Source organism: Nonomuraea sp. NPDC051191 (assembly GCF_044455665.1).
GTDB lineage: Bacteria > Actinomycetota > Actinomycetes > Streptosporangiales > Streptosporangiaceae > Nonomuraea.
The window spans coordinates 262,248-284,217 of sequence record NZ_JBITEZ010000016.1 but is presented as its reverse complement, the minus strand read 5'-3'; the positions used below and the strand labels follow the sequence as shown (position 1 = coordinate 284,217).

The following is a 21,970-nucleotide window of genomic DNA, read 5'->3' as shown; positions in this document are numbered from 1 at the left end:
GCTGTGGCGCGGCGACTTCCACGCCGCCCGCCGGCTGCTGCGCGCCATGGCACGGCGCGCCGACCCCCACCCCCCCCCCCCCCCCCCCCCCCCCGCCCCGGGCCCCCCCCCCCCCCCCCCCCCCCCCCGCCTCTGGCGTGACTAGCTGCAACCCTCGGCCGGGGGCGCGGTCTCCGACAGCTTCAGGCCCTCGATGCCGCCGAACCACTTCTCCAGCAGCTGCTTCATGGTGCCGTTGTCCCAGATCTTCTTCACCGCGGTGTTGACGGCCTCACACGTCTTGGTGTCGCCCTTCTTCAGGCCGATGCCGTACTTCTCGTCGGTGAAGCCCTGGCCGAGCACCTTGAAGTTGCCGCCGGCCTGCTTGGCGAAGCCCGCCAGGATCAGGTCGTCGGTGGTGACGGCGTCGAGGTTGCTGCCCGACAGCTTCTGCACGCACTCGGAGTAGTTGGCCGCGTCGACGGTCGTGGCGTCGATGTCGAGCTTGCCGTCCGGGGGCGGGTCGGTGACGCGCTTGTAGGAGTTGGAGCCGGCCGCCTTGCAGATCTTCTTGCCCTTGAGGTCCTGCGGGGCGTTGATCGCGGCGTCGTCCTTGCGGACCATGATGTCCTGGTGCGCGATCACGTACGGGCCGCCGAAGGACACCTTGGCCTTGCGCTCCTCGGTGATGGAGTACGTGGCGAAGATGATGTCGACGGTGCCGTTCTGGAGGAAGGGCTCGCGGTTGGAGGAGGCCGACTCCTTCCACTCGATCGTGGCGTCCTTGCCGCCGTTCATCTCCTTCAGCACGGCCTTGGCGACGTCGACGTCGAAGCCCTCGGGCTCCGACCCCTTCTTCAAGCCCAGGCTCGGCTGGTCCCACTTCGTGCCGACCACGACCTTGCCGCCGTCCTGGACCTTCTCCAGGACGCTGGCGTAGGTCTTGTCCCCGCCGCAGGCGGCGAGCGCGGCGAGCATGCCCGCTGCCGTGACCACCGCTCCCAAACGACGCATGTGCATGTATACCTGCCTCAAAATCTCAGTGCGTGAGGATCTTCGAAAGGAAATCACGCGCGCGGTCGGTCTGCGCGTTGGTGAAGAACTCGTCGGGGGTGTTCTCCTCCACGATCTGCCCGTCCGCCATGAAGACCACCCGGTTGGCGGCCCGGCGGGCGAATCCCATCTCATGCGTGACGACCATCATCGTCATGCCGTCACGTGCCAGCCCGATCATCACGTCGAGCACCTCCTGGACCATTTCCGGGTCCAGCGCCGAGGTGGGCTCGTCGAAGAGGATCATCTTCGGGTCCATGGCCAGCGCACGTGCGATCGCGACCCGCTGCTGCTGGCCGCCGGAGAGCTGGGCCGGGTACTTGTCCGCCTGCGCGGCGATGCCCACCCGTTCCAGCAGTTCCATGGCCCGCGTGTCGGCCGCCTGGCGATCCTTGCGGCGCACCTTGATCGGCCCGAGCGTGACGTTCTCACGGATGGTCTTGTGCGCGAACAGGTTGAAGGACTGGAACACCATGCCGACCTCGGACCGCAGCCGGGCCAGCGACCTGCCCTCCTCGGGCAGCACCTGGCCGTCGAACACGATCCTGCCGTCGTCGATCGTCTCCAGGCGGTTGATCGTCCGGCACAGCGTGGACTTTCCACCGCCCGAAGGCCCGATGACCACCAGAACCTCGCCACGAGAGACGGTCAAGTTGATGTCCTTCAGGACGTGCAACGCCCCGAAGCGCTTGTTGACGCCCTCCAACTGAACGAGTGGAGTGGCGTCGCCGTTCTCCGTCATGGACCAAAACGGTAGAGGTCATTAAGACGCTGGTCACTAACCAGGTGGTACCGATCCGGTCACATCGAGCCGTCAAGCTGGTGTTTTAGACGGGGGCGGCTGCCGCGAGCCGGACAACGACTACCCTTGAACCTGCCATGACTGTGACCCAGGAGAGCGCCCGCACGTATGAAGTGCGCACATACGGGTGCCAGATGAACGTGCACGACTCCGAGCGCCTTTCCGGCCTGCTTGAGGACGCCGGTTACGTGCCGGCCCCCGAGGGGGGAACGGCCGACGTCGTCGTGTTCAACACGTGCGCCGTGCGGGAGAACGCCGACAACCGCCTCTACGGAAACCTCGGCCACCTGCGGCCGGCCAAGATGAGCAACCCGCGCATGCAGATCGCGGTGGGCGGCTGCCTGGCCCAGAAGGACCAGGGCGACATCGTCCGTAAGGCGCCCTGGGTCGACGTCGTCTTCGGCACCCACAACATCGGATCTCTGCCGGTGCTGCTGGAGCGGGCCCGGGTGGCCGGCGAGGCCCAGGTCGAGCTGAAGGAGTCGCTGGAGGTCTTCCCCTCCACGCTGCCCACCAAGCGCGAGTCGGCCTACGCGGCGTGGGTCGCGATCTCGGTCGGCTGCAACAACACCTGCACGTTCTGCATCGTGCCGTCGCTGCGCGGCAAGGAGAAGGACCGCCGTCCCGGCGACGTCCTGTCCGAGGTGCGCACGCTCGTCGGCCAGGGCGTCCTGGAGGTGACGCTGCTCGGCCAGAACGTCAACACCTACGGCGTCGAGTTCGGCGACCGGCTGGCCTTCGGCAAGCTCCTGCGCGCCTGCGGCGACGTCGAGGGCCTGGAGCGGGTGCGCTTCACCTCGCCCCACCCGGCCGCCTTCACCGACGACGTCATCGCCGCCATGGCCGAGACGCCCAACGTCATGCACCAGCTCCACATGCCGCTGCAGTCGGGCTCCGACCGGGTGCTGCGGGCCATGCGCCGCTCCTACCGGGCCGAGCGCTACCTCGGCATCATCGAGCGCGTGCGCGCCGCCATGCCCGACGCGGCCATCTCGACCGACATCATCGTCGGCTTCCCCGGCGAGACCGAGGACGACTTCCAGGCCACCCTCGACGTCGTCCGCCAGAGCCGCTTCGCCAACGCCTTCACCTTCCAGTACTCCATCCGTCCGGGCACCCCGGCGGCCACGATGGAGGACCAGATCCCCAAGGAGGTCGTCCAGGAGCGTTACGAGCGCCTGGTCGCCCTTCAGGAGGAGATCTCCTGGGAGGAGAACAAGAAGCAGGTCGGCCGCACGCTGGAGGTGCTGGTCGCCGAGGGTGAGGGCCGCAAGGACGATGCCACGCGCCGCCTGTCCGGCCGTGCCGCCGACAACCGGCTCGTGCACTTCGCGGTGGGCGAGGAGACCCCCAGGCCCGGTGACATGGTCACGGTCGAGGTCACCTACGCCGCCCCCCACCACCTGGTCGCCGACGGCGCGGTGCGCGCGCTGCGGCGTACGCGGGCCGGCGACGCCTGGGAGGCCCGCCAGGGCGCCCCGGCCAAGGGGCCGGGCGTGCTGCTCGGCATGCCGTCCGTCGGCCGTCCGGCGACCCCCGCCCCGGCCGCCGGGGCCTGCTCGGCCCACTGACGCATTTCGTTCATGCACCCCGCCGCCCCTTCCGGACGGCGGGGTGTTCTGCGTGGGTCAGCGGGTGAGACGGTCGAGGAAGCTGTAGCACGGCTGCCGTCGGAAGTCGTCGAACGTGGCGCACGGGTCGTGCCCCCCGGCCCGTACGGACGGAGGCGGCGGCGGGGGCGGCGCCTGACGGTCCGGCTCGGGCACCGACCGTTCCCGCGGCGGGGCCTGCGGGGACGCGTGCGGCGCCGGACGGCGTACGGTGGCCCGCCGGGACGGCCGCGGCGGCGCGACGAGCGGCGGATGCGTGGGAAGCGCCTTGGGCGAGAGCGGCGACGACAGCTCGCCCTTCAGCGGCGGGACGGACACGTCGACCTTCACCGCCGGGGCCGACGGCTCGCCCTTGGCCGGCGTCGCCGTCGTGGGCCGGCCGGGCGCCGGCACGGCCTCCATCCAGCCCGGCGACCACGGGCCCGCCGAGGGGATGGGCGGCGCGGGGGACGGCTCGGCCACCGGGGAGACCGCGATCTGCGAAGGAAAATACGATCTTGGGATAAGCGGTGTTTCCTGATCGAATTCACGGTGGCTTTGCGGGCGTGATTCCGGAGAACTGGTGAATGCGAGGAATATCCCGAGGCCGGCCGTGACGAGTACCCCGGCCGCTCCGGCCGCGGCGCCCCACCGGGGACGGCCACCTGGGCAAACAGATCTTTGGGGGGACAAGTCGTGATTCCTTTGTGATTGGTGTGCGAGCATTCCGCTGATGCGGCTAGTGTGGTCCATCACCCGCGGAAGCCGGCGAGCTTTCCCCGATACGACCGCAGGGAGCTGCACCACCATGCATGATCCGACCGAACCGGATCGTCAGGAGATCCTCTCCGGGCCGGGCTCGTCCCCGAGGCCCCCGGGCAAGAGCAGGAAGACCGTCATCATCGCCGCCTCGGCCCTCGTCGGCGTGCTCGCCGCGGGCGGCGCCGGCTATCTGCTGGCGGCCAAGCCCGGCCAGAGCACCCAGCAGGAGCAGGGCGCCGGCCGGCCGTCCCCGGCCAAGAGCCCCGGCGACGAGGTGTTCGAGGCCGACGAGGAAGCCACCATGGGCGACGCCACCACCGACGCCCCCGACGACGGCCTGCCCACCGACGGTTCCGACGACTCCGCCATGGGCGACGCGGTCACGGACACGGGCGGCGGCACCGACGCCGCCGACAAGGGATCGACCGGCTCCGACGGCACCAGGCAGACGGGCACCGGCAAGAAGCCCGGCACGCCGTCCACCAAGCCGCCCACCAAGGCGCCCGAACCCGACGGCGACAACCCCGCCGACGGCCCTGCGGGCGAGCTCAGCGGCCAGTGCGCCCAGAGCGGCTGCTGAGACCGTCGTCAGTGGCGCCGCAAGTGGCTCGCCCTTTCCGGCCGGCAATGGACCTGCTGGGGAGCCGGCCGGGCTCGTAGGGTTCCAGGCATGACGACTGACAGAGCGGCCACGTCGGCGGCCGCGTTGCGACGGCTGCACGTGCCCGGCGACCCGCTGATCCTGCCCAACGTCTGGGACGCCGCCTCGGCGCGCGCCGTCCAGGAGGCGGGGTTCCCGGTGGTGGCCACCGGCAGCGCGGCCGTCTCCCGCGTGCTGGGCTACGCCGACGGCGAGAGCACGCCGGTCGGCGAGATGATGGCCGCCGTCGCCCGCATCGTGAGGGCCGTGGACGTGCCCGTGACCGCCGACGTCGAACGCGGTTACGGGCTCGCGCCGGGCGAGCTGGCCGAGCGGCTGGCCGAGGCCGGGGCGGTGGGCTGCAACGTGGAGGACTCCGACCCGCGTACCAAGGAGCTGGTGGACGCCGGGGCGCAGGCGGACTACCTGGCCGCGATGCGGGCGGCCGCCGGCGACGCCCTCGTGATCAATGCGCGGGTGGACACGTACGTGCTCGGCCGGGGCGACCGGGCGGCGGCGGTGGAGCGCGGGCGGCGCTACCTGGAGGCGGGGGCCGACTGCGTTTACCCGATCATGCTGGAGGACGAGGGCGAGATCGCGGCCCTGGTCGCCGAGGTGGGCGGGCCGGTGAACATCCTGTTCCGGCCCAAGGCGCCGTCGTACGCGCGGCTGGCGGAGCTGGGGGTGGCCAGGATCAGCTTCGGCGGCGGCCTGCACCAGGCGACCCACACCTACGCTCAGCGCCTGTTCACCGCGATCGCCCAAGGCCGCGACCCCTACACGAACTGACCGGCGGGCCGGGGTAGGGCGTGCCGCTTTCCCGGGTTGTCCGGCCGGGCCCGTGGTGGCGCGTGCCTCTCGGGCGGGTTGTCCGGCCGGGCCCCTGGTGGTGGGCGGGCTGATCGGCGGGCTGGGGACGCATGGGCCCTGGGCGGGCTGGGCGGTGGGGGCGGGTGGCGGGCGCGTACGCTTGCGCTCGTGCTTGTCGCCGCGGCCGTCTGCCCGCAAACCCCGCTGCTCGTGACCGGGCTCCCCGAGCTGCGCGCGGCCTGTCGCGCCGCGGTCGCCGCGCTCCGGGCCGCCCGCCCCGACGTGCTGGTCGTAGTGGGCGGGGCCGAGACGACCCGCTCGTACGACGGCGCCGCGGCGGGCAGCCTGCGGCCCTGGGGGTTCGAGGTCACGGTGGGCGAGGGCCGGCCCGTGCTGCCGCTGTCCCTGACCGTCGGCCGCCGGCTCCTGAACGACGCCGAAGAGGCTCCCGCCCACGACGGTGACGGGGTTCCCGCCACAGCGGTGGCCTACGACGCCGCTCCGGAGGAGTGCCGGGCGATCGGCGCCGAGCTGGCCGCCCTCGGCAGGGTCGCGCTGCTGGTCATGGCCGACGGCTCGGCCTGCCTGACCCCCCGGGCGCCGGGCCGGTACGACGAGGCGGCCGGGCCGTACAACGCCCTGATCGCCGACGCGGTCGGCAGGGCGGACGCGGCGGCGCTGGCCGCGCTCGACCCCGTGGAGGCCGACCGGCTGTGGGTGACCGGCCGCGCGGCCCTCCAGGTGCTGGCCGGCGCGGCCGAGGGCACGTCGCTGACGGGCAGGCTGCTCATGGAGTCCTCGCCCCACGGCGTCGGCTACTTCGCTGGCGTGTGGAGCTGACGGGACAGCCTCCGAGCCGCGTCACGTCGTGGAGGTGTGGGGTCGGCGGCGGGGGACCGGGATGCGCATCAGGTCGCGGGCGGTGATCACCTCGCCGTCGAAGCTGCGCCGCACCTCCTCCACGAAGGCCGGCTCCTCGGCGAACCCGTAGCGCTCGGAGAAGTGCGTGAGCACCAGCCTGCGCACGCCCGCGTCCGCCGCCACCACGCCCGCCTCGAACGCCGTCAGGTGCCCGTACTCCTTGGCGAGCGCGCCCTCGGCGGACAGGAACGTCGACTCGATCACCAGCAGGTCGGCCCCCGACGCCAGCTCGAACACGGCGTCGCACAGCCGGGTGTCCATGACGAACGCCGCGCTCTGCCCCGGCCTGGGCTCGCTGCAATCGGCGAGCGTGACGCCCCGGACCGAGCCGGTGCGCTGGAGTTCGCCGACCTCGGGGCCGCGGATGCCGTGGCGGGCCAGCCGGTCGGGCAGCATGCGGCGGCCGGGTGGCTCCTGGATGCGGTAGCCGTAGGACTCGACGGGGTGGGACAGGCGGCGGGCGATCAGCGGGCCCACCCCGGCCAGCGCGCCGGAGACCGGATGCTCCTCGATCACCGTGGTGTCGGCGAACGCGGCGGCGTGCCGCAGCCTGCGCCAGTAGGTCTGACCGGCGGCGGGAAAGACCGCGCGCACCGGATGGCGCACCCGGTCGCGGGCGATGCGCTGCACGACGCCGGGCACGCCCAGGCAGTGGTCGCCGTGGAAGTGGGTCACGCACAGCCAGTGGACGTCGTTCGCGCTCAGCCCGGCGTGCAGCATCTGCCGCTGCGTGCCCTCGCCGGGGTCGAAAAGGAAGCCTTGCCCGTCCCAGCGCAGAAGGTACCCGTTGTGGTTACGGTGTCGGGTGGGCACCGCACTGGAGGTGCCCAGCACCACGAGTTCACGTGAGGACATGATGACCACGCTGACCACGGTCGCGTTCGCTGAGGTGCCGACGCCGGTCGGCCCGTTCGTCCTGGCCGTCACCGAGCGGGGGCTGGTCGCGTCGGGGTGGGGTTCCCCCGCTGGACTGGCCGGCAGGCTCGGCCTGGCTGAGGTTCATGATGCGGATCGTACGGCCTCCGCGGTCGCCGAGCTGCATGCTTATTTCGCCGGCGAGCTGCGCTCGTTCAGCACGCCCGTGGACTGGCGGTTGATGACGGGCTCGCGGTTGCAGGTGCTCCAGGCCCTGCACCGCGTCCCGTACGGCACCGCCGTCACCTACGGCGAGCTGGCCCGGCGAGCCGGGTCGAGCGTGCCCGCCCGCGGCATCGGTTCGATCATGGGCTCCAACCCGATCCCCATCATCGTGCCCTGCCACCGGGTGGTCGCGGGCAACGGGCTGGGCGGGTTCAGCGGCGGCGTGGGCGTGGAGACCAAGCGCTGGCTGCTGACGCACGAGGGATACCTCCAGCCGACACTCCTCGACCTGTAGATGGTCCGTCCACACCCGGACAGTTGACACACTGGTCGGTGTGCGCCAGCAGCCAGTCATCGCCGTCGTGGGCCCCACGGCGGCCGGGAAGTCCGACCTCGCCGTCGACATCGCGCTCCGGCTCGGGGGCGAGTGCGTCAACGCCGACTCCATGCAGCTCTACCGCGGCATGGACATCGGCACGGCCAAGCTCACCCCCGCCGAGCAGCGCGGCGTCCCGCACCACCTGCTGGACATCTGGGACGTCACGGTCACGGCCAGCGTCGCCGAGTACCAGCGGCTGGCCAGGGAGCTGTTCGCGAAGATCGACGTCCCGGTGCTGGTGGGCGGCAGCGGCCTCTACGTCCGCGCGGCCCTCGACGACCTGGAGTTCCCCGGCACCGACCCGGTGATCAGGGCCCGGCTGGAGGCGGAGCTGGCCGAGCGCGGCCCGGCCCCCCTGTACGAGCGGCTGCGCGAGCTCGACCCGCCCGCCGCCGAGGCGATCCTGCCGAGCAACGGCCGCCGCGTCGTGCGCGCGCTGGAGGTGATCGAGCACTCCGGCCGGCCGTTCTCGGCCACCATGCCGTCCTACGACGCCGTCTATCCGAGCGTGCAGCTCGGCCTGGAGGTGCCGCGGCCCGAGCTCGACGAGCGCATCGAGCTGCGGGTCGAGCGCATGTGGGCCGCGGGCCTGGTCGAGGAGGTCCGCGCGCTGCTCGGCCAGGGCCTGGCCGAGGGCCGCACGGCGGGCCGCGCGCTCGGCTATGCGCAGGTCATCCGCTTCCTGGAGGGTGAGTGGAGCGAGGAGCAGGCGTTCGCCGAGACGGTCAGGGCCACCAGGCGCTTCGCCCGCCGTCAGGAGTCGTGGTTCCGCCGCGACCCCCGGGTGCGCTGGCTCCCGTACGACGCTCCCGACCTGCTTGAACGATCCCTGGCGCACATCGCCGACCCGGGTGCGGCATAAACTCAGGCAATGCGGTTTCTCAAGGGGCACGGCACCGAGAACGATTTCGTCATCCTGCCCGATCCCGACGACGGCGTGGAAGTGACGGCCGCGCTCGTGGCCAAGATCTGTGACCGGCGGGCCGGGATCGGCGCCGACGGCGTGCTCCGGGTCGCCAGGACCAAGCAGCACGCCGAGGTGGCCGAGCAGGCCGCGGTGGCCGACTGGTTCATGGACTATCGCAACGCCGACGGCAGCGTCGCGGAGATGTGCGGCAACGGCGTACGCGTCTTCGCCCGTTACCTGGTGGACGCGGGGCTGGTGGAGGGGACGGAGTTCTGCCTGGCCACCAGGGGCGGCCCGCGCCGGGTCCGGGTCGAGCCCAACGGCGACATCACGGTCGACATGGGCAAGCCCGTCGTGCTGGGGGAGAGCGTGGCCGGCGTCGGCGGCCACGAGTACCCCGGTATCCGCGTGGACATGGGCAACCCCCACCTGGCCTGCGCGATCGGCGACCCGGTCGTCCAGCTCGACCTCAGCCACCAGCCGGGCTTCGACACCGGGGTCTTCCCCTCGGGCGTCAACATCGAGTTGTTCAACCCGGTCGGCGTCAGCCGTGTGGTGATGCGGGTCTACGAGCGCGGCTCGGGCGAGACGCGTTCCTGCGGCACGGGCGCCGTGGCCACCGCCGTGGCCGCCGCCCACCTGTCCGGCGACACCACGGGCACCTGGACCGTCGAGGTCGTCGGCGGCTCGCTGACCGTCATCCTCGACGAGGACACGAGCTACCTGTCCGGTCCGGCGGTGATCCTGGCGAGCGGCGAGCTGATGCTTGCAGAATGATGTTCTCCTGAGGGATGCTGGGTCCACTTTCCGAACCGAGAAGGGGTTGAGGATGGCGGACCCACGTACCACGGCGGTTCAGGTCAAGGCGCCCATCGGCCAGTACGGCGGCGGCTTCATGGTCTCCCGCGAGGCCAAGGCCATCTGCGAGGAACACGGACTCGGCCCGCGCGAGCTGTACTTCCGCGGGCGGTGCGGGGTGCTCGGCGAGTGCCACGCCGACGTGGTCACCTCGGTGGCGGTCTTCTTCCCCGCCGCCCACGTGGAGGAGAGCTGGAACGGCGGCAGGAAGATGCCTGTCGAGCGGGCCGTCGAGCTCTACACCGAGGCGTGCAGGCAGTGGGGGCGGCGCAAGCTGGGCGGCCACGACGGCTGCGCCCGGATCGCCGAGCTGCTCGAACCCGTCGTCGCTCAGGCCTCGCCGGTGGGGGCGCCGCTGTTCGCCGGCTGGCGGGCGGTGCCGCTGCCGGACGACCCGCCCGCGCGCGCCGTCCAGCTCATGCACGTCCTGCGTGAGCTGCGCGGCGGCCTGCACGCCGACGCGGTGCTCGCGGCCGGCCTGCACCCCCTGGAGGCGACGCTGGCCGCCACCCACGACACGACCCCCTTCGGCTACGCCGACGGCGTGACGATCGCCCGGTTCTTCACCTGGCCCGAGCCCTACGCGACCCCCGGCCCCGAGGTCGTGGCGCGGCGGGCCCAGGTCGAGGAGACCACCGACGACCTGATGGCACCGTTCTTCGCGGTGCTGCGCGACAACGAGTCGGACGAGCTGATCGAGCTTCTGCGTTTTGGGCACGCTCGTTGACCTGGCAGACTGACTGCCCATGGACGTGGACATCTGGGCCTGGGTCGGCGAAACCCAGCAGCAGCTTTCCGAGGCGGGCAACGTTGGCCTCGCCATGGCGCTGGGAGACCTTCCCGCACAGGCCTACGAGGGCCGGTATCCGCAGCTCGACGTGATGGCCCCGGCCATCGCCCAGCAGGCCGAGTCGCTCGAGCTGCCCTGGCTGGAGTTCTACGCCCGCTACTGGCACCTCATGGGCCGCATCGGCGACCGGGCCCAGGGCGCGGTGGCCATCGACGACGCGCGGCAGCTGCTCACGTTCGCCCAGCGCGAAGACGTGCGCGACTGCCCGGCCACCCCGGCCGCCGTCGAGGCGATGGCCGTCGTGTGGGCCAACACCGACGGCCCCGGCTACGCCGCCGAGCGGCTGGAGACGGTGGGCGCCTTCCTGGAGGGCATGAGCCCGGAGCGGCCCGCCTTCTGCGGCCTGGTGACCCAGTACGTCGCGGCGCTCGTCGACGCGGGCAAGGCCGGCGAGGCCGTCACCTACGCCGAGTCCGCCGTCGAGCGGCTGCGCACGGCCGGGCGCGAGGCGAGCTGGGAGCTCGGCGCCGAGGGCGCCCGCGCGCTGCTGGCCGCCGGCCGGGCCGACGACGCGCTGGCCGCCCTGCAGGCCGCCGCCGACCTCGCCCCCGACGACCCGCCCGCCAAGGCCCACCGCGAGGGCGTGCGCCGCGCGCTCATCCTGGCCGAGCTCGGCCGCACGGCCGAGGCCGTCGACGCGCTGCCCGACCTCGACGTGGTCGGCGAGCACCCGCGCGTCTTCGTCGAGTGGTCGCGCGCGGTCGCCAAGCTGGCCGGGTCCTCCCAGATCACCAACACCTGGCAGCTCGGCCGGGTGCTGCGCCAGTGGATCGACTACTTCGGCATGATGGGCGGCTACCGCGCCCGCGTCGAGCTCGCGCTGGTCGCGGGCGACCTGGCTGTCGCCAGGAAGGGCGTGTGGCAGGCCCGGCTGCTCGCCGACCTGGCCGAGTCCGGCGCGGCCGAGCTGCGCGAGACGAGCGGCCTGGGCGAGCGCGTCGCCGCGCTGCGCGGCGCCGCCGACGCCACCTCCGAGCCGGAGGCCCCCGGCCCCCTGTCGGAGCGGGTCGGGCTGTTCGACGCCGCCGACGGCTTCAACGCCGACCCCGAGAAGTGGGTGGGCTGGCTCGCGCCGCTGTCCGGCTCCGACCTGGAGGCCACCCGCCGCCACACCACCACGCTCGGCTTCCTCGGCTTCCCCTCGGCGGGCGCCGACATCTACTGGAAGCTGCTGGTCGACTCGGGCGACACCGCCTCCGCCGACCCCGACGACGTGGCCTACCTGACCACCCTGCTCATCGAGGCCCGCCAGGACGAGCGGCTGGAGCAGCTGGCCGCGCTGCTGCCGCACGCCGCCCAGCACCTCGCGCTGGCCCGCCTGCACAGCGCCCGCGAGCGCTGGCCGGAGACGCTCGACGCCGCCGAGCACGCGGTCGCGGCCGGGGCCGGCATCGAGGCCAGGCGCCTGCTGTCCGGCGCCGCCCAGCAGCTCGACCACAACGACAGGGCCGCCGGCGTGCTGCTGGAGGTGCTCGACGAGCTGACCGACGAGGACATCTGGCGCATGATCGTCATGGCCACCTCGGCGGAGGACTGGGACACCGTGCGCAAGGGCGCGGCCAAGATCGGCATGCCGATCAAGTCCAAGGAGGGCCCGATCGAGGAGGAGATGGGCCTGATCCGGCTCATCCTCCCGGCGCCCGACGGCGGCCAGCGCCAGGTGTTGTCCATCCGCACCGGCCCGGCCACCGCCCGGCTGGCGCTGCCGCAGCCGCGCGGCATGGACTACAACGCGGGCGACCTGGTCGTGTTCGACCCGCAGCTGCTGGAGCCCGTCCCCGAGGACCCGCAGGAGCAGCAGAACTTCGTGCCGCCGTTCGCGGCCGTGCGCATCCTGCGGCCCGGCGGCTACACCAGCTACTTCTTCGACGGCGCCGCGCCGAGCGAGGAGGACTGGGCGGAGTTCACCGAGGTCATGGCCGAGCGCGGCTGGCCGATGTGGGTCTACAGCGACGAGAACTACACCGTCACCCACCCGACCAGCGGCGAGCCGCTGCCGGGCGTGTTCGGCTGGGTCGCGGTGCCGCCGGACGTGTCGGCCTCCGAGGTCGACGCCCTGCTCGACGACGCCACCGAGCGCTGGGTGCACCCGCTGGCCTGGCTCGACCTGGCCCGCGAGATCGACGTCGAGATCGAGCGGCACGAGCGCATCGTCAAGGAATACGGGCTCTGACGTGCTTGAGCGCTTCAGCCTCGACGGCAAGGTCGCCATCGTCACGGGCGCGTCGTCGGGGCTGGGCGTGGCCTTCGCCCGCGGGCTGGCCGAGGCGGGCGCCGACGTCGTGATCGGCGCCCGGCGCAGGGAACGGCTGGAGGAGACCCGGCGTCTGGTCGAGGAGACCGGGCGCCGTTGCCTGGCCCTCCAGACCGACGTGGCGGTCCCGGAGGAGTGCGACGCGCTGGTCGCCGCGGCCGTCGCCGAGTTCGGGGCGGTCGACGTGCTGATCAACAACGCGGGGGTCGGCACCGCCGTCCCCGCGCTGCGCGAGCGGCCCGAGGAGTTCCGCCGGGTGGTGGAGATCAACCTGCACGGCACGTACTGGATGGCGCAGGCGTGCGCGCGGGTGATGCGGCCAGGGTCGTCGATCGTCAACGTCGGCAGCATCCTCGGCGCGACCACCGCCGGGCTGCCACAGGCCGCCTACAGCGCGTCGAAGGCGGCCGTCGCCGGGCTCACCCGCGACCTGGCCCAGCAGTGGACGGCCCGGCGCGGCATCCGGGTCAACTGCCTGGAGCCGGGGTTCTTCGCCTCGGAGATGACCGAGCAGTATCCCCCCGGCTACCTGGAGCGCATGCTGGAGCTGCGGGTGCCGATGAAGCGGGCCGGAGATCCGGCTGAGCTGGTGGCGGCGGCGGTCTTCCTGGCCGGCGACGCCTCCTCGTACGTCACCGGCGTGACGCTGCCGGTCGACGGCGGCATCCTGATCACGTAGAGGGTCCTTCTAGTACGTTGTCGGGAATGACCGCCCCCTTCGTACGTCCGTATCGTTCCGCCGATCTGGCCGCCGTCTACGACATCTGCGTGCGTACCGCCGACGCCGGTGGCGACGCCCGCGGCCACTACGCCTCCGACCTGCTCATGGGCGACATCTTCGCCGTCCCCTACGTGACCCTGGAGCCCGAGCACGCCCACGTCCTGGACGACGGCACGGGCCAGGCCGTCGGCTACGTCGTGGGCACCGCGGACACCGCGACGTTCGTCCGCCGCTACCGCGAGGAGTGGATCCCGAGGTCCGCCGGACGTTGCCCCCTTCCCGCAGATCCGCCGGTCACGGCCGACGACGTGATGCTCGCCCTGCACCACCGGCCCGAGCGCATGCTGGTGCCCGAGCTGGCCGGTCACCCCGCCCACCTGCACATCGACCTGCTGCCCGACTGGCAGGGCAAGGGCTGGGGACGCCGGCTCATGAGCGCCCTGGTCGACGGCCTGCGTGCCGCCGGGGTCGCGCGGCTGCACCTGGGGATGGTCAGCACCAACGCGCCGGCGCGGGCGTTCTACGACCGGCTCGGGTTCGCCGAGCTGGCGGTGGCCGACGCGGGAGCGGTGACGTACCTGGGGCGGGACACCTCGCCGCTCGGCTAGCTCTTGTCCCCGAGGATTCGGGGCTTTATGTTCGTTGCGTAGTCCGGTGCGTGTTGCGTAATAAGGAACAACCGGAGGCGTGATGGGTCGGCCGCGCGTAGTGATCATCGGGGCGGGGATCGTGGGATGCGCGGTGGCCGACGAGCTCACCGAACGCGGCTGGACCGACGTCACCGTGGTGGAGCAGGGCCCGCTCTTCGCCGCGGGCGGCTCCAGCTCGCACGCCCCCGGCCTGGTCTTCCAGACGAACCCGTCGAAGACCATGACCGAGTTCGCCGCCTACACCGTGCGCAAGTACACCGCGCTCGGTGAGCACTGCTTCCGGCAGGTCGGCGGGCTGGAGGTGGCCACCACCCCCGAGCGCTGGACCGACCTGCACCGCAAGCTCGGCTGGGCGCAATCGTGGGGCGTCGAGGGCCGCCTGCTGGACGCCGAGGAGTGCGCCCGGCTGTGGCCGATGCTGGACCGGAGCCGGGTGCTGGGCGGCCTGCACATGCCCAGCGACGGCCTGGCCGCCGCCGTGGCGTGCGGCGAGACGCAGGCGGCGCGGGCCACCGGACGCGGCGCCCGGTTCCTCGGCGGGCACACCGTGATCGGCGTCGAGCAGAAGGGCGGCCGGGTCACCGGCGTGTCCTGCGCGGTCGAGGGGGAGTACCGGACGATCCCGGCCGACGTGATCGTGTGCGCGGCCGGTTTCTGGGGCCCCTCGATCGGCGAGCTGGCCGGGCTGACCGTGCCGCTGCTGCCGCTGGCCCACCAGTACGCGAAGTCCGGCCCGCTGCCCCCGCAGCCCGAGGGCCCCATCCTCCGCCACCAGGACCGGGACCTGTACGCCCGGCAGCACGGCGACCGCATCGGCATCGGCTCCTACGCCCACCGCCCGATGCCGGTCGCCCAGCACGAGATCGGCCCGAAGGGCACCACCATGCCCTCGGTCCAGTCGTTCACCGAGGAGGACTTCGACCCCGCCTGGCGCGACGCGGCCGAACTGCTGCCCGCGCTCGCCGAGTCCAAGTACGAGGACGGCATCAACGGCGTCTTCTCCTTCACCGCCGACGGCTTCCCGCTGATCGGTGAGGCGCCGCACCTGGACGGGTTCTGGCTGGCCGAGGCCGTCTGGGTGACACACTCGGCCGGGGTGGCCAGGGCGGTGGCCGAGCTGCTGGTGACCGGCCGGTCGCAGGTGGACGTGCACGAGTGCGAGCTCGCCAGGTTCGAGCAGGCGCAACTGTCGCCCGCCTACGTCGAGGAGCGCGGCAGGCAGAACTTCGTCGAGGTCTACGACGTCATCCACCCGCTGCAGCCCATGGAGTCGCCGCGCCCGATGCGGACCAGCCCGTTCCACCCCCGCCAGGTGGAACTGGGCGCGTTCTTCCTGGAGTCGGCCGGGTGGGAGCGGCCGCACTGGTTCGAGGCGAACGAGCCGCTGCTCGCCGGCCTCGAAGAGCCTCGGATCGGCGCCGACCGGCGGGACGCGTGGGCCGGCCGCTACTGGTCGCCCGTCGCCGCCGCCGAGGCGTGGGCCACCCGCGAGCGGGTCGCGCTCCACGACATGACCTCGCTCAAGCGCATCGAGGTCAGCGGCCCTGGCGCGGCGGCGTTCCTCCAGCACATGACCACGAACAACGTCGACAAACGGCCCGGGACGGTCACCTACACCCTGCTCCTGGACGCCGGCGGCGGCATCCGCTCCGACCTCACGGCGGCGCGGCTGGAGGAGGACAGGTTCCAGCTCGGCGCGAACGGCAACCTCGACCTCGACTGGCTGACCCGGCACGCCCCCCGCGGCGTGCACATCAGGGACATCACGTCCGGCACCTGCTGCGTCGGCGTGTGGGGGCCGCAGGCCAGGGAGCTGGTGCAGGGGCTCACCGACATGGACCTGTCCAACGAGAACTTCCGCTACTTCACCTGCCGGTCCGGGTACGTCGGGCAGGTGCCGGTGCTGGCGATGCGCGTCTCGTACGTGGGCGAGCTGGGCTGGGAGCTCTACACCGGCGCCGACATGGGCCTCAAGCTGTGGGACACGCTCATGGCCACCGGGATGCCGGTCGCGGGCGGGCGGGCCGCGTTCAACAGCCTCCGGCTGGAGAAGGGGTACCGGCTCTGGGGCGTGGACATGACCACCGAGCACGACCCGTACGAGGCCGGGCTGGGGTTCGCGGTCAAGGCGGACAAGGACTTCCTCGGCCGCGACGCGCTCTCCGCCGAGCCGTCCCGCAGGCTCGTGCCGCTGCTCAGCGCGGAGGTCGTCATGGGCAAGGAACCGGTCTCGCACGCCGGCCGCGTCGTCGGGTACGTCACCAGCGCCGCGTACGGGCACACCGTCGGCCGTCCCATCGCCTACGCCTGGTTGCCCTCCGAGCTGGCCGGACCCGGGACGCGGGTGGACATCTCCTACTTCGGCCGCCGCGTGCCCGCGGAGGTCGCCGCCGAGCCGCTGTTCGACCCCCAGATGGAGAAGATCAGACGTTGACCCACCCCGGCTTCCTCTGGCGCAACCCCGATCCGAGGCCCTCCTACGACGTGGTCGTCGTGGGCGGCGGCGGGCACGGCCTGGCCACCGCCTACTACCTGGCCAGGAACCACGGCCTGACGAACGTCGCCGTCCTGGAGAAGGGCTGGCTGGCCGGCGGGAACATGGCGCGCAACACCACCATCATCCGCTCCAACTACCTGTGGGACGAGAGCGCCGCCATCTACGAGCACTCCCTGAAGCTGTGGGAGGGCCTGAGCGAGGACCTGGACTACGACCTGCAGTTCAGTCAGCGCGGCGTGCTCAACCTGGCGCACAACCTGGGCGACGTGCGCGAGGGCAGGCGGCGGGTCAACGCCAACCGGCTCAACGGCGTGGACGCCGAATGGCTGGACGCCGACGAGGTCAGGAAGTTCTGCCCGATCGTCAACGTGTCCGACCGGGCGCGCTACCCCGTTCTGGGGGCCACGTTGCAGCGGCGCGGCGGCATCGCCAAGCACGACCACGTCGCGTGGGCGCTGGCCCGCAAGGCGGATGCGTACGGCGTCGACCTGATCCAGGGGTGCGAGGTCACCGGGTTCGAGATCACCGGGAACCGGGTGACCGGCGTGCGGACCTCGCGCGGGCCCATCGCGGCCGGCAAGGTCGCACTCGCCTCGGCCGGACACACCTCGGTCCTGGCCGAGCGGGCCGGCCTCCGGCTGCCGCTGCAGTCGCACCCGCTCCAGGCGCTGGTGTCGGAACTGCTGGAACCGGTGCTCGACTGCGTGGTCATGTCCAACGCCGTCCACGTGTACGTCAGCCAGGCGCACAAGGGCGAGCTGGTCATGGGGGCGGGCATCGACGCGTACAACTCCTACGGGCAGCGCGGCGGGTTCCACGTGATCGAGGCGCAGATGGCGGCGGCCCTGGAGCTGTTCCCGCTCTTCAGCCGGGTCCGCGTGCTGCGGACGTGGGCCGGGATCGTCGACGTCTCGCCGGACGCGTCCCCGATCATCGGCGCCACCCCCGTGGACGGCCTCTACGTCAACGCCGGCTGGGGCACCGGCGGCTTCAAGGCGACCCCCGGCTCCGGCTGGGTGTACGCCGACACGATCGCCAACGGCCGGCCGCACCCGCTGGCCGAGCCGTTCGCGCTGGAGCGGTTCACCACGGGCGCGCTCATCGACGAGCACGGCGCGGCGGCGGTGGCCCACTGATGCTGCTCCTCGACTGCCCCCACTGCGGCCCCCGCGACGAGAACGAGTTCCACTACGGCGGCCAGGCCGGGGTTCCGTATCCGCAGGCCCCCGCCGAGCTGTCCGACCAGGAGTGGGCCGCCTACGTCTTCCTGCGCGACAACCCCAAGGGCTGGTTCCGCGAACGCTGGTTCCACACCCACGGCTGCCGGACCTGGTTCACCGTCGAACGGCACACGGTCACGCACGAGATCAGGAAGGCGCCATGAGGTTCACCTTCGACGGCCGTCCCCTCCAGGGGGAACCGGGCGACACGCTGGCCGCCGCGCTGCTGCGCAACGGGGTGCGCGTGGTGGGCCGGGGCGTGGAGTCCGGCCGCCCGCGCGGCGTCTTCTCGGCCGGCCCCGAGGAGCCGAACGCCCTGGTCCGCGTCGGCGCCGACCCGATGCTGGCGGCCACGACCGTGGAGCTGTACGACGGTCTGGAGGCGTGGAGCCTGAGCGGCAAGGGCCGGGTGGACCTCGGCGCGGCCGACGACCGCCGCTGCGACAAGGGCTACCTGCACTGCGACGTGCTGGTGGTCGGCGGCGGCCCGGCCGGGCTCGCCGCGGCCGCCGCGGCGCGCGGGGCCCGGGTGATCCTGCTCGACGACCAGCCCCGCCTCGGCGGCGACCTGCTGAACAGCCGGGTGCTGCTGGACGGCGCACCCGCGCTGGACTGGGTGGACTCGCTGGATCTGTCCGGCGTGCGGGTGCTCACCAGGACCACGGCCGTCGGCTACCACGACCACGGCTACGTGGTGGCGGTGGAACGGCGGGCGCGCGGCGAGCGGCTGTGGCACATCAGGGCCCGCCGGGTGGTCCTGGCGACCGGCGCGCACGAACGCTCGCTCGCCTTCCCCGGCAACGACCGGCCCGGCGTCATGCTGGCCTCGGCCGCCCGCGCCTACGTCAACCGGTACGGCGTGCTCCCCGGCCGCCGCGCGGTCGTGTTCGCCTGCGCCGACTCCGGCTACGAGGCCGCCGGGGACCTGCGCGCGGCCGGTGTGGAGATCGCCGCGATCGTCGACCCGCGCCCCGAAGGGCTCACCGCCGACGCCCTGGCCGGGCAGGTGGTGACCGGCACCACGGCCGGGCCGGACGGCGTGCTGACCGGCGTGCGGGTGGGGGAGCGGCACATCGAGGCCGACCTGCTGGCCGTGGCGGGCGGCTGGAACCCCGTCGTGCACCTGTTCAGCCAGTCGCAGGGACGGGTGCGCTTCGACGAGGCGTCGCAGGCGTTCGTCCCGCACGTCTCGGCCCAGGCCGAACGCTCCGCGGGCGCCTGCCGCGGCCTGTACGGCACCCGCGAGGCCATCGCCGACGGCCACGCCGCCGGACGGGAGGCCGCCGGATCCGCCGCCCGCGAGCTGCGCGTGCCGGAGTGCGACGAGCGGCCCCCGCGGCCACCGGCGGCGTTGTGGCTGGTCGACGGGGACGGCGACGAGCCCGCCTTCGCCGACCTGCACCGCGACGTGACCGTGGCCGACCTGGCCAGGGCGACCGGGACCGGGATGCGCTCGGTCGAGCACGTCAAGCGGTACACCACCGCGGGCACCGGCGCCGACCAGGGCAAGACGTCGGGCGCGGTCGTCGTGGGCGTGATGTCGGCCCTGCTCGGGACCACGCCCGGGCAGGTGGGCACGACCACGTTCCGGCCGCCGTACACGCCGGTGTCGTTCGCGACGCTGGCCGGACGGGACCGGGGCGCGCTCTCCGACCCGGTCAGGACCACCGCCATGCACGCCTCGCACGTCGCGGCGGGAGCGGTGTTCGAGGACGTCGGCCAGTGGAAGCGCCCCCGCTACTTCCCGCTGGACGGCGAGCCGATGGAGGCGGCCGTGCAGCGCGAGTGCCGGGCCGCCCGCACCTCCGTCGCCGCCATGGACGCCTCCACCCTGGGCAAGATCGACGTCCGGGGCGCGGACGCGGGCGTGTTCCTGGACCGGATCTACACCAACATGTACTCCACGCTCGCCGTCGGCGCCTGCCGGTACGGGCTCATGTGCCGGGCCGACGGCATGGTGTTCGACGACGGCACCACCACCAGGCTGGCCGACGACCACTACCTCATGACCACGACCACCGGCAACGCGGCCGCGGTGCTCGACTGGCTGGAGGAGTGGCGGCAGACCGAGTGGCCGCGGCTCGACGTCTCCCTCACCTCGGTGACCGACCACTGGGCGACGGTGGTCGTGGCCGGACCCAAGGCGCGGCGGGTGATCGCCGCCGTCGCGCCCGGCGCACTCGGCCTGCCCTTCATGCGGTACGCGGAGACGGACGTGCTCGGCGTGCCCGGCCGGGTGTTCAGGATCAGCTTCTCCGGCGAGCTGGCCTACGAGGTCAACGTGCCCTGGCCGTACGGCAGGGCGTTGTGGGAGGCGGTGCTGGGGCTGGGCGCGGTGCCGTACGGGACCGAGGCGATGCACGTGCTGCGGGCCGAGAAGGGGTTCGCCATCGTCGGCCAGGAGACCGACGGCACGGTCACGCCGCACGACCTCGGCATGTCGTGGATCGTCTCCCCGCGCAAGCCCGACTTCGTGGGCAGACGCTCGCACGCCCGCCCCGACACCGCGCGGGACGGCCGCAAGCGCCTGGTCGGGCTGCTGGCCGACGACCCCGCGACGCCGATCGAGGAGGGGGCCCAGCTCGTCAGGGGCGGGCCGGGCGCGCCCATGCTGGGCCACGTGACCTCCGGCTACGCCAGTGCGGCGCTCGGCCGGACGTTCGCGCTGGCCATGGTCAGGGACGTCGTGCCGGGGGACCGGCTCACGGCGGTGTCGGGGACGGCGGCGCACGGCGTGACGGTCGTCGAGCCGGTCCTGTACGACCCGGACAACGCCCGCCGCGACGGCGACCCCCTGGAGGAGGACGCGCCCGCGGTCCTCGGGGGCCTCCCGGCGCGGGAGAGCCCGGCGGCGGCGTTCGCCGGGCGGTTCGCGGCGGCGAGCGGGCCGTCGGCGCGGCTGCGCGAGCTGCCGTTCGAGCCGATGTGGGAGGTCCGGGGCGCCGATCCCGGCGTGGGGCTGCGGCTCGGCCCGTCCTGGTGGCTGGTCGCCGGGGACGCCGTGCCCGGTCCCGGCTGGGTGGACGTCTCCGGGCAGCGCACGATCCTGGAGCTGTCCGGGCCGGCGGCGGACGACGTCCTGATCACCGGCTGTCCCGTGGACCTGCATCCGGACGTGTTCCCCGGGCACGCCCAGACGTTCCTGGGGAAGACCTCGGTGATCCTGGAACGGCGGACGTCCGGCGTGTACCGGATCCACGTCAGGTCGTCGTTCACGTCGTACCTGGCAGAGTGGCTCTTGGACGCCATTTTGGCGTTATAAGACCATTTAGGGGTACTTGCTATACCTAGACTTTACGAAAACCGAAGTCTGGGAGATGACGTGCGCGTACGGGCGTTCACGGCCGGTCTGGCCGCAGTGACCATGCTGACCGGCTGCGGCGGCCTGGCGGCGCAGTCGGGCGGCGGCCCGGACCCGGCCAAGCCGGACTCGGCGTCCGTCTCGGACGCCCGCAAGAAGCTGGACAAGCTCAAGGTCAAGGGCCGCGCCCCGCGCACCGGCTTCGACCGGGACGCGTTCGGCCCCGCCTGGGCCGACGTCGACCACAACGGCTGCGACACCCGCAACGACATCCTCAAGCGCGACATGAAGGACGAGACGTTCAAGTCGGGCACCCACGACTGCATCGTGCTCACCGGCACGCTGGACGACCCCTACAGCGGCAAGACCATCAAGTTCAAGCGCGGCCAGGACACCAGCACGGCCGTCCAGATCGACCACCTGGTGCCGCTGTCGGACGCCTGGCAGAAGGGCGCCCAGCAGTGGTCGCCCACCAAGCGTAAGGAGTTCGCCAACGACCCGCTGAACCTGCTGGCGGTGGACGGCCCGCTGAACAACCAGAAGAGCGACTCCGACGCGGCCACCTGGCTGCCGCCGCGCAAGGCGTACCGGTGCGCCTACATCGCCCGCCAGATCGACGTGAAGAGCAAGTACGACGTCTGGATCACCGACGGCGAGAAGAGCGCCATGGAAGGCATACTCAAGGACTGCTGACCCG

At 72.6% G+C, this 21,970-nt stretch carries 20 protein-coding genes; 16 read left to right on the top strand and 4 right to left on the bottom strand.

The features are described 5' to 3' along the window. Positions 1–141: 141 nt before the first annotated feature. A complete protein-coding gene (locus ACIA8R_RS40565) occupies positions 142–993 on the bottom strand; it encodes a glutamate ABC transporter substrate-binding protein (protein ID WP_397042835.1) in 852 nt (283 codons plus the stop codon). Positions 994–1,018: 25 nt separating this feature from the next. Continuing rightward, entirely contained in the window at positions 1,019–1,774 is a 756-nt protein-coding gene (locus ACIA8R_RS40560; RefSeq protein ID WP_357694232.1) for an amino acid ABC transporter ATP-binding protein, read from the bottom strand. A gap of 137 nt (positions 1,775–1,911) precedes the next feature. Between ACIA8R_RS40560 and miaB the strand changes: the two genes are divergently transcribed. Further along, the gene (miaB, locus tag ACIA8R_RS40555) at positions 1,912–3,405 is read left to right on the top strand and encodes a tRNA (N6-isopentenyl adenosine(37)-C2)-methylthiotransferase MiaB (RefSeq protein ID WP_357694230.1); all 1,494 of its coding nucleotides are present in this window, start codon (positions 1,912–1,914) and stop codon (positions 3,403–3,405) included. A gap of 57 nt (positions 3,406–3,462) precedes the next feature. Here the strand turns inward: miaB and ACIA8R_RS40550 are convergent, their stop codons facing one another. After that, the gene (locus tag ACIA8R_RS40550) at positions 3,463–3,906 is read right to left on the bottom strand and encodes a hypothetical protein (RefSeq protein ID WP_364086684.1); all 444 of its coding nucleotides are present in this window, start codon (positions 3,904–3,906) and stop codon (positions 3,463–3,465) included. Positions 3,907–4,231: 325 nt separating this feature from the next. Here ACIA8R_RS40550 and ACIA8R_RS40545 point away from each other — a divergent pair, with 325 nt between their 5' ends. The 3 genes from ACIA8R_RS40545 to ACIA8R_RS40535 all read left to right on the top strand — a co-directional run bounded on the left by ACIA8R_RS40545 (position 4,232) and on the right by ACIA8R_RS40535 (position 6,475). Beyond that, positions 4,232–4,765 (top strand): hypothetical protein, encoded by a 534-nt coding sequence (locus ACIA8R_RS40545; RefSeq protein WP_364086686.1) that lies wholly within the window; start codon positions 4,232–4,234, stop codon positions 4,763–4,765. A 90-nt stretch (positions 4,766–4,855) separates the two neighbouring features. After that, on the top strand, positions 4,856–5,614 hold the full coding sequence (locus ACIA8R_RS40540) for an isocitrate lyase/phosphoenolpyruvate mutase family protein (RefSeq protein ID WP_397042833.1): 759 nt from the start codon (positions 4,856–4,858) through the stop codon (positions 5,612–5,614). A gap of 189 nt (positions 5,615–5,803) precedes the next feature. Beyond that, positions 5,804–6,475 carry a hypothetical protein gene (locus ACIA8R_RS40535; RefSeq protein WP_397042831.1) on the top strand — a complete coding sequence of 224 codons (672 nt, stop codon included), beginning with the start codon at positions 5,804–5,806 and terminating at the stop codon, positions 6,473–6,475. A 21-nt stretch (positions 6,476–6,496) separates the two neighbouring features. Here ACIA8R_RS40535 and ACIA8R_RS40530 read toward each other — a convergent pair whose 3' ends face one another. Then, entirely contained in the window at positions 6,497–7,411 is a 915-nt protein-coding gene (locus tag ACIA8R_RS40530) for a ribonuclease Z (protein ID WP_357694221.1), read from the bottom strand. Here ACIA8R_RS40530 and ACIA8R_RS40525 point away from each other — a divergent pair. The 12 genes from ACIA8R_RS40525 (at position 7,410) to ACIA8R_RS40470 (ending at position 21,966) form a co-directional block, all read left to right on the top strand. Next, complete coding sequence (locus ACIA8R_RS40525) at positions 7,410–7,931, top strand: methylated-DNA--[protein]-cysteine S-methyltransferase (RefSeq protein ID WP_364086692.1); 522 nt, start codon at positions 7,410–7,412, stop codon at positions 7,929–7,931. The genes ACIA8R_RS40530 and ACIA8R_RS40525 overlap by 2 nt on opposite strands. A 40-nt stretch (positions 7,932–7,971) precedes the next feature. Continuing rightward, positions 7,972–8,877, top strand: a complete 906-nt coding sequence (gene miaA / locus ACIA8R_RS40520) for a tRNA (adenosine(37)-N6)-dimethylallyltransferase MiaA (RefSeq protein ID WP_397042830.1) — start codon at positions 7,972–7,974, stop codon at positions 8,875–8,877. Positions 8,878–8,886: 9 nt separating this feature from the next. Beyond that, positions 8,887–9,699 (top strand): diaminopimelate epimerase, encoded by an 813-nt coding sequence (gene dapF, locus ACIA8R_RS40515; protein ID WP_364086696.1) that lies wholly within the window; start codon positions 8,887–8,889, stop codon positions 9,697–9,699. 52 nt (positions 9,700–9,751) lie between these two features. Then, the gene (locus ACIA8R_RS40510; RefSeq protein ID WP_397042828.1) at positions 9,752–10,507 is read left to right on the top strand and encodes a hypothetical protein; all 756 of its coding nucleotides are present in this window, start codon (positions 9,752–9,754) and stop codon (positions 10,505–10,507) included. A 19-nt stretch (positions 10,508–10,526) separates the two neighbouring features. Further along, positions 10,527–12,803 (top strand): tetratricopeptide repeat protein, encoded by a 2,277-nt coding sequence (locus ACIA8R_RS40505; RefSeq protein WP_357694211.1) that lies wholly within the window; start codon positions 10,527–10,529, stop codon positions 12,801–12,803. Position 12,804: 1 nt separating this feature from the next. Then, a complete protein-coding gene (locus tag ACIA8R_RS40500) occupies positions 12,805–13,563 on the top strand; it encodes a glucose 1-dehydrogenase (RefSeq protein ID WP_364086703.1) in 759 nt (252 codons plus the stop codon). A 26-nt stretch (positions 13,564–13,589) separates the two neighbouring features. Continuing rightward, positions 13,590–14,213 carry a GNAT family N-acetyltransferase gene (locus tag ACIA8R_RS40495; protein ID WP_357694208.1) on the top strand — a complete coding sequence of 208 codons (624 nt, stop codon included), beginning with the start codon at positions 13,590–13,592 and terminating at the stop codon, positions 14,211–14,213. A gap of 82 nt (positions 14,214–14,295) precedes the next feature. Continuing rightward, a complete protein-coding gene (locus tag ACIA8R_RS40490) occupies positions 14,296–16,689 on the top strand; it encodes an FAD-dependent oxidoreductase (protein ID WP_397042843.1) in 2,394 nt (797 codons plus the stop codon). Next, on the top strand, positions 16,686–17,888 hold the full coding sequence (locus ACIA8R_RS40485; RefSeq protein ID WP_357694206.1) for a sarcosine oxidase subunit beta family protein: 1,203 nt from the start codon (positions 16,686–16,688) through the stop codon (positions 17,886–17,888). The genes ACIA8R_RS40490 and ACIA8R_RS40485 overlap by 4 nt, the downstream gene beginning before the upstream one ends. Then, positions 17,888–18,136, top strand: coding sequence for a sarcosine oxidase subunit delta (locus tag ACIA8R_RS40480; RefSeq protein WP_357694204.1), 249 nt, complete (start codon positions 17,888–17,890; stop codon positions 18,134–18,136). The genes ACIA8R_RS40485 and ACIA8R_RS40480 overlap by 1 nt, the downstream gene beginning before the upstream one ends. Next, entirely contained in the window at positions 18,133–21,234 is a 3,102-nt protein-coding gene (locus ACIA8R_RS40475; protein ID WP_397042825.1) for a 2Fe-2S iron-sulfur cluster-binding protein, read from the top strand. The genes ACIA8R_RS40480 and ACIA8R_RS40475 overlap by 4 nt, the downstream gene beginning before the upstream one ends. A 60-nt stretch (positions 21,235–21,294) precedes the next feature. Continuing rightward, positions 21,295–21,966 (top strand): HNH endonuclease family protein, encoded by a 672-nt coding sequence (locus tag ACIA8R_RS40470; RefSeq protein ID WP_357694200.1) that lies wholly within the window; start codon positions 21,295–21,297, stop codon positions 21,964–21,966. Positions 21,967–21,970: the final 4 nt, after the last annotated feature.

What these genes read in the sequence shown, in the direction of transcription:
- ACIA8R_RS40565 (WP_397042835.1), bottom strand. Translation starts at nt 993, where the DNA reads ATGCGTCGTTTGGGAGCGGTGGTCACGGCAGCGGGCATGCTCGCCGCG.
- ACIA8R_RS40560 (WP_357694232.1), bottom strand. Translation starts at nt 1,774, where the DNA reads ATGACGGAGAACGGCGACGCCACTCCACTCGTTCAGTTGGAGGGCGTC.
- miaB (WP_357694230.1), top strand. Translation starts at nt 1,912, where the DNA reads ATGACTGTGACCCAGGAGAGCGCCCGCACGTATGAAGTGCGCACATAC.
- ACIA8R_RS40545 (WP_364086686.1), top strand. Translation starts at nt 4,232, where the DNA reads ATGCATGATCCGACCGAACCGGATCGTCAGGAGATCCTCTCCGGGCCG.
- ACIA8R_RS40540 (WP_397042833.1), top strand. Translation starts at nt 4,856, where the DNA reads ATGACGACTGACAGAGCGGCCACGTCGGCGGCCGCGTTGCGACGGCTG.
- ACIA8R_RS40525 (WP_364086692.1), top strand. Translation starts at nt 7,410, where the DNA reads ATGATGACCACGCTGACCACGGTCGCGTTCGCTGAGGTGCCGACGCCG.
- ACIA8R_RS40530 (WP_357694221.1), bottom strand. Translation starts at nt 7,411, where the DNA reads ATGTCCTCACGTGAACTCGTGGTGCTGGGCACCTCCAGTGCGGTGCCC.
- dapF (WP_364086696.1), top strand. Translation starts at nt 8,887, where the DNA reads ATGCGGTTTCTCAAGGGGCACGGCACCGAGAACGATTTCGTCATCCTG.
- ACIA8R_RS40510 (WP_397042828.1), top strand. Translation starts at nt 9,752, where the DNA reads ATGGCGGACCCACGTACCACGGCGGTTCAGGTCAAGGCGCCCATCGGC.
- ACIA8R_RS40505 (WP_357694211.1), top strand. Translation starts at nt 10,527, where the DNA reads ATGGACGTGGACATCTGGGCCTGGGTCGGCGAAACCCAGCAGCAGCTT.
- ACIA8R_RS40495 (WP_357694208.1), top strand. Translation starts at nt 13,590, where the DNA reads ATGACCGCCCCCTTCGTACGTCCGTATCGTTCCGCCGATCTGGCCGCC.
- ACIA8R_RS40490 (WP_397042843.1), top strand. Translation starts at nt 14,296, where the DNA reads ATGGGTCGGCCGCGCGTAGTGATCATCGGGGCGGGGATCGTGGGATGC.
- ACIA8R_RS40480 (WP_357694204.1), top strand. Translation starts at nt 17,888, where the DNA reads ATGCTGCTCCTCGACTGCCCCCACTGCGGCCCCCGCGACGAGAACGAG.
- ACIA8R_RS40475 (WP_397042825.1), top strand. Translation starts at nt 18,133, where the DNA reads ATGAGGTTCACCTTCGACGGCCGTCCCCTCCAGGGGGAACCGGGCGAC.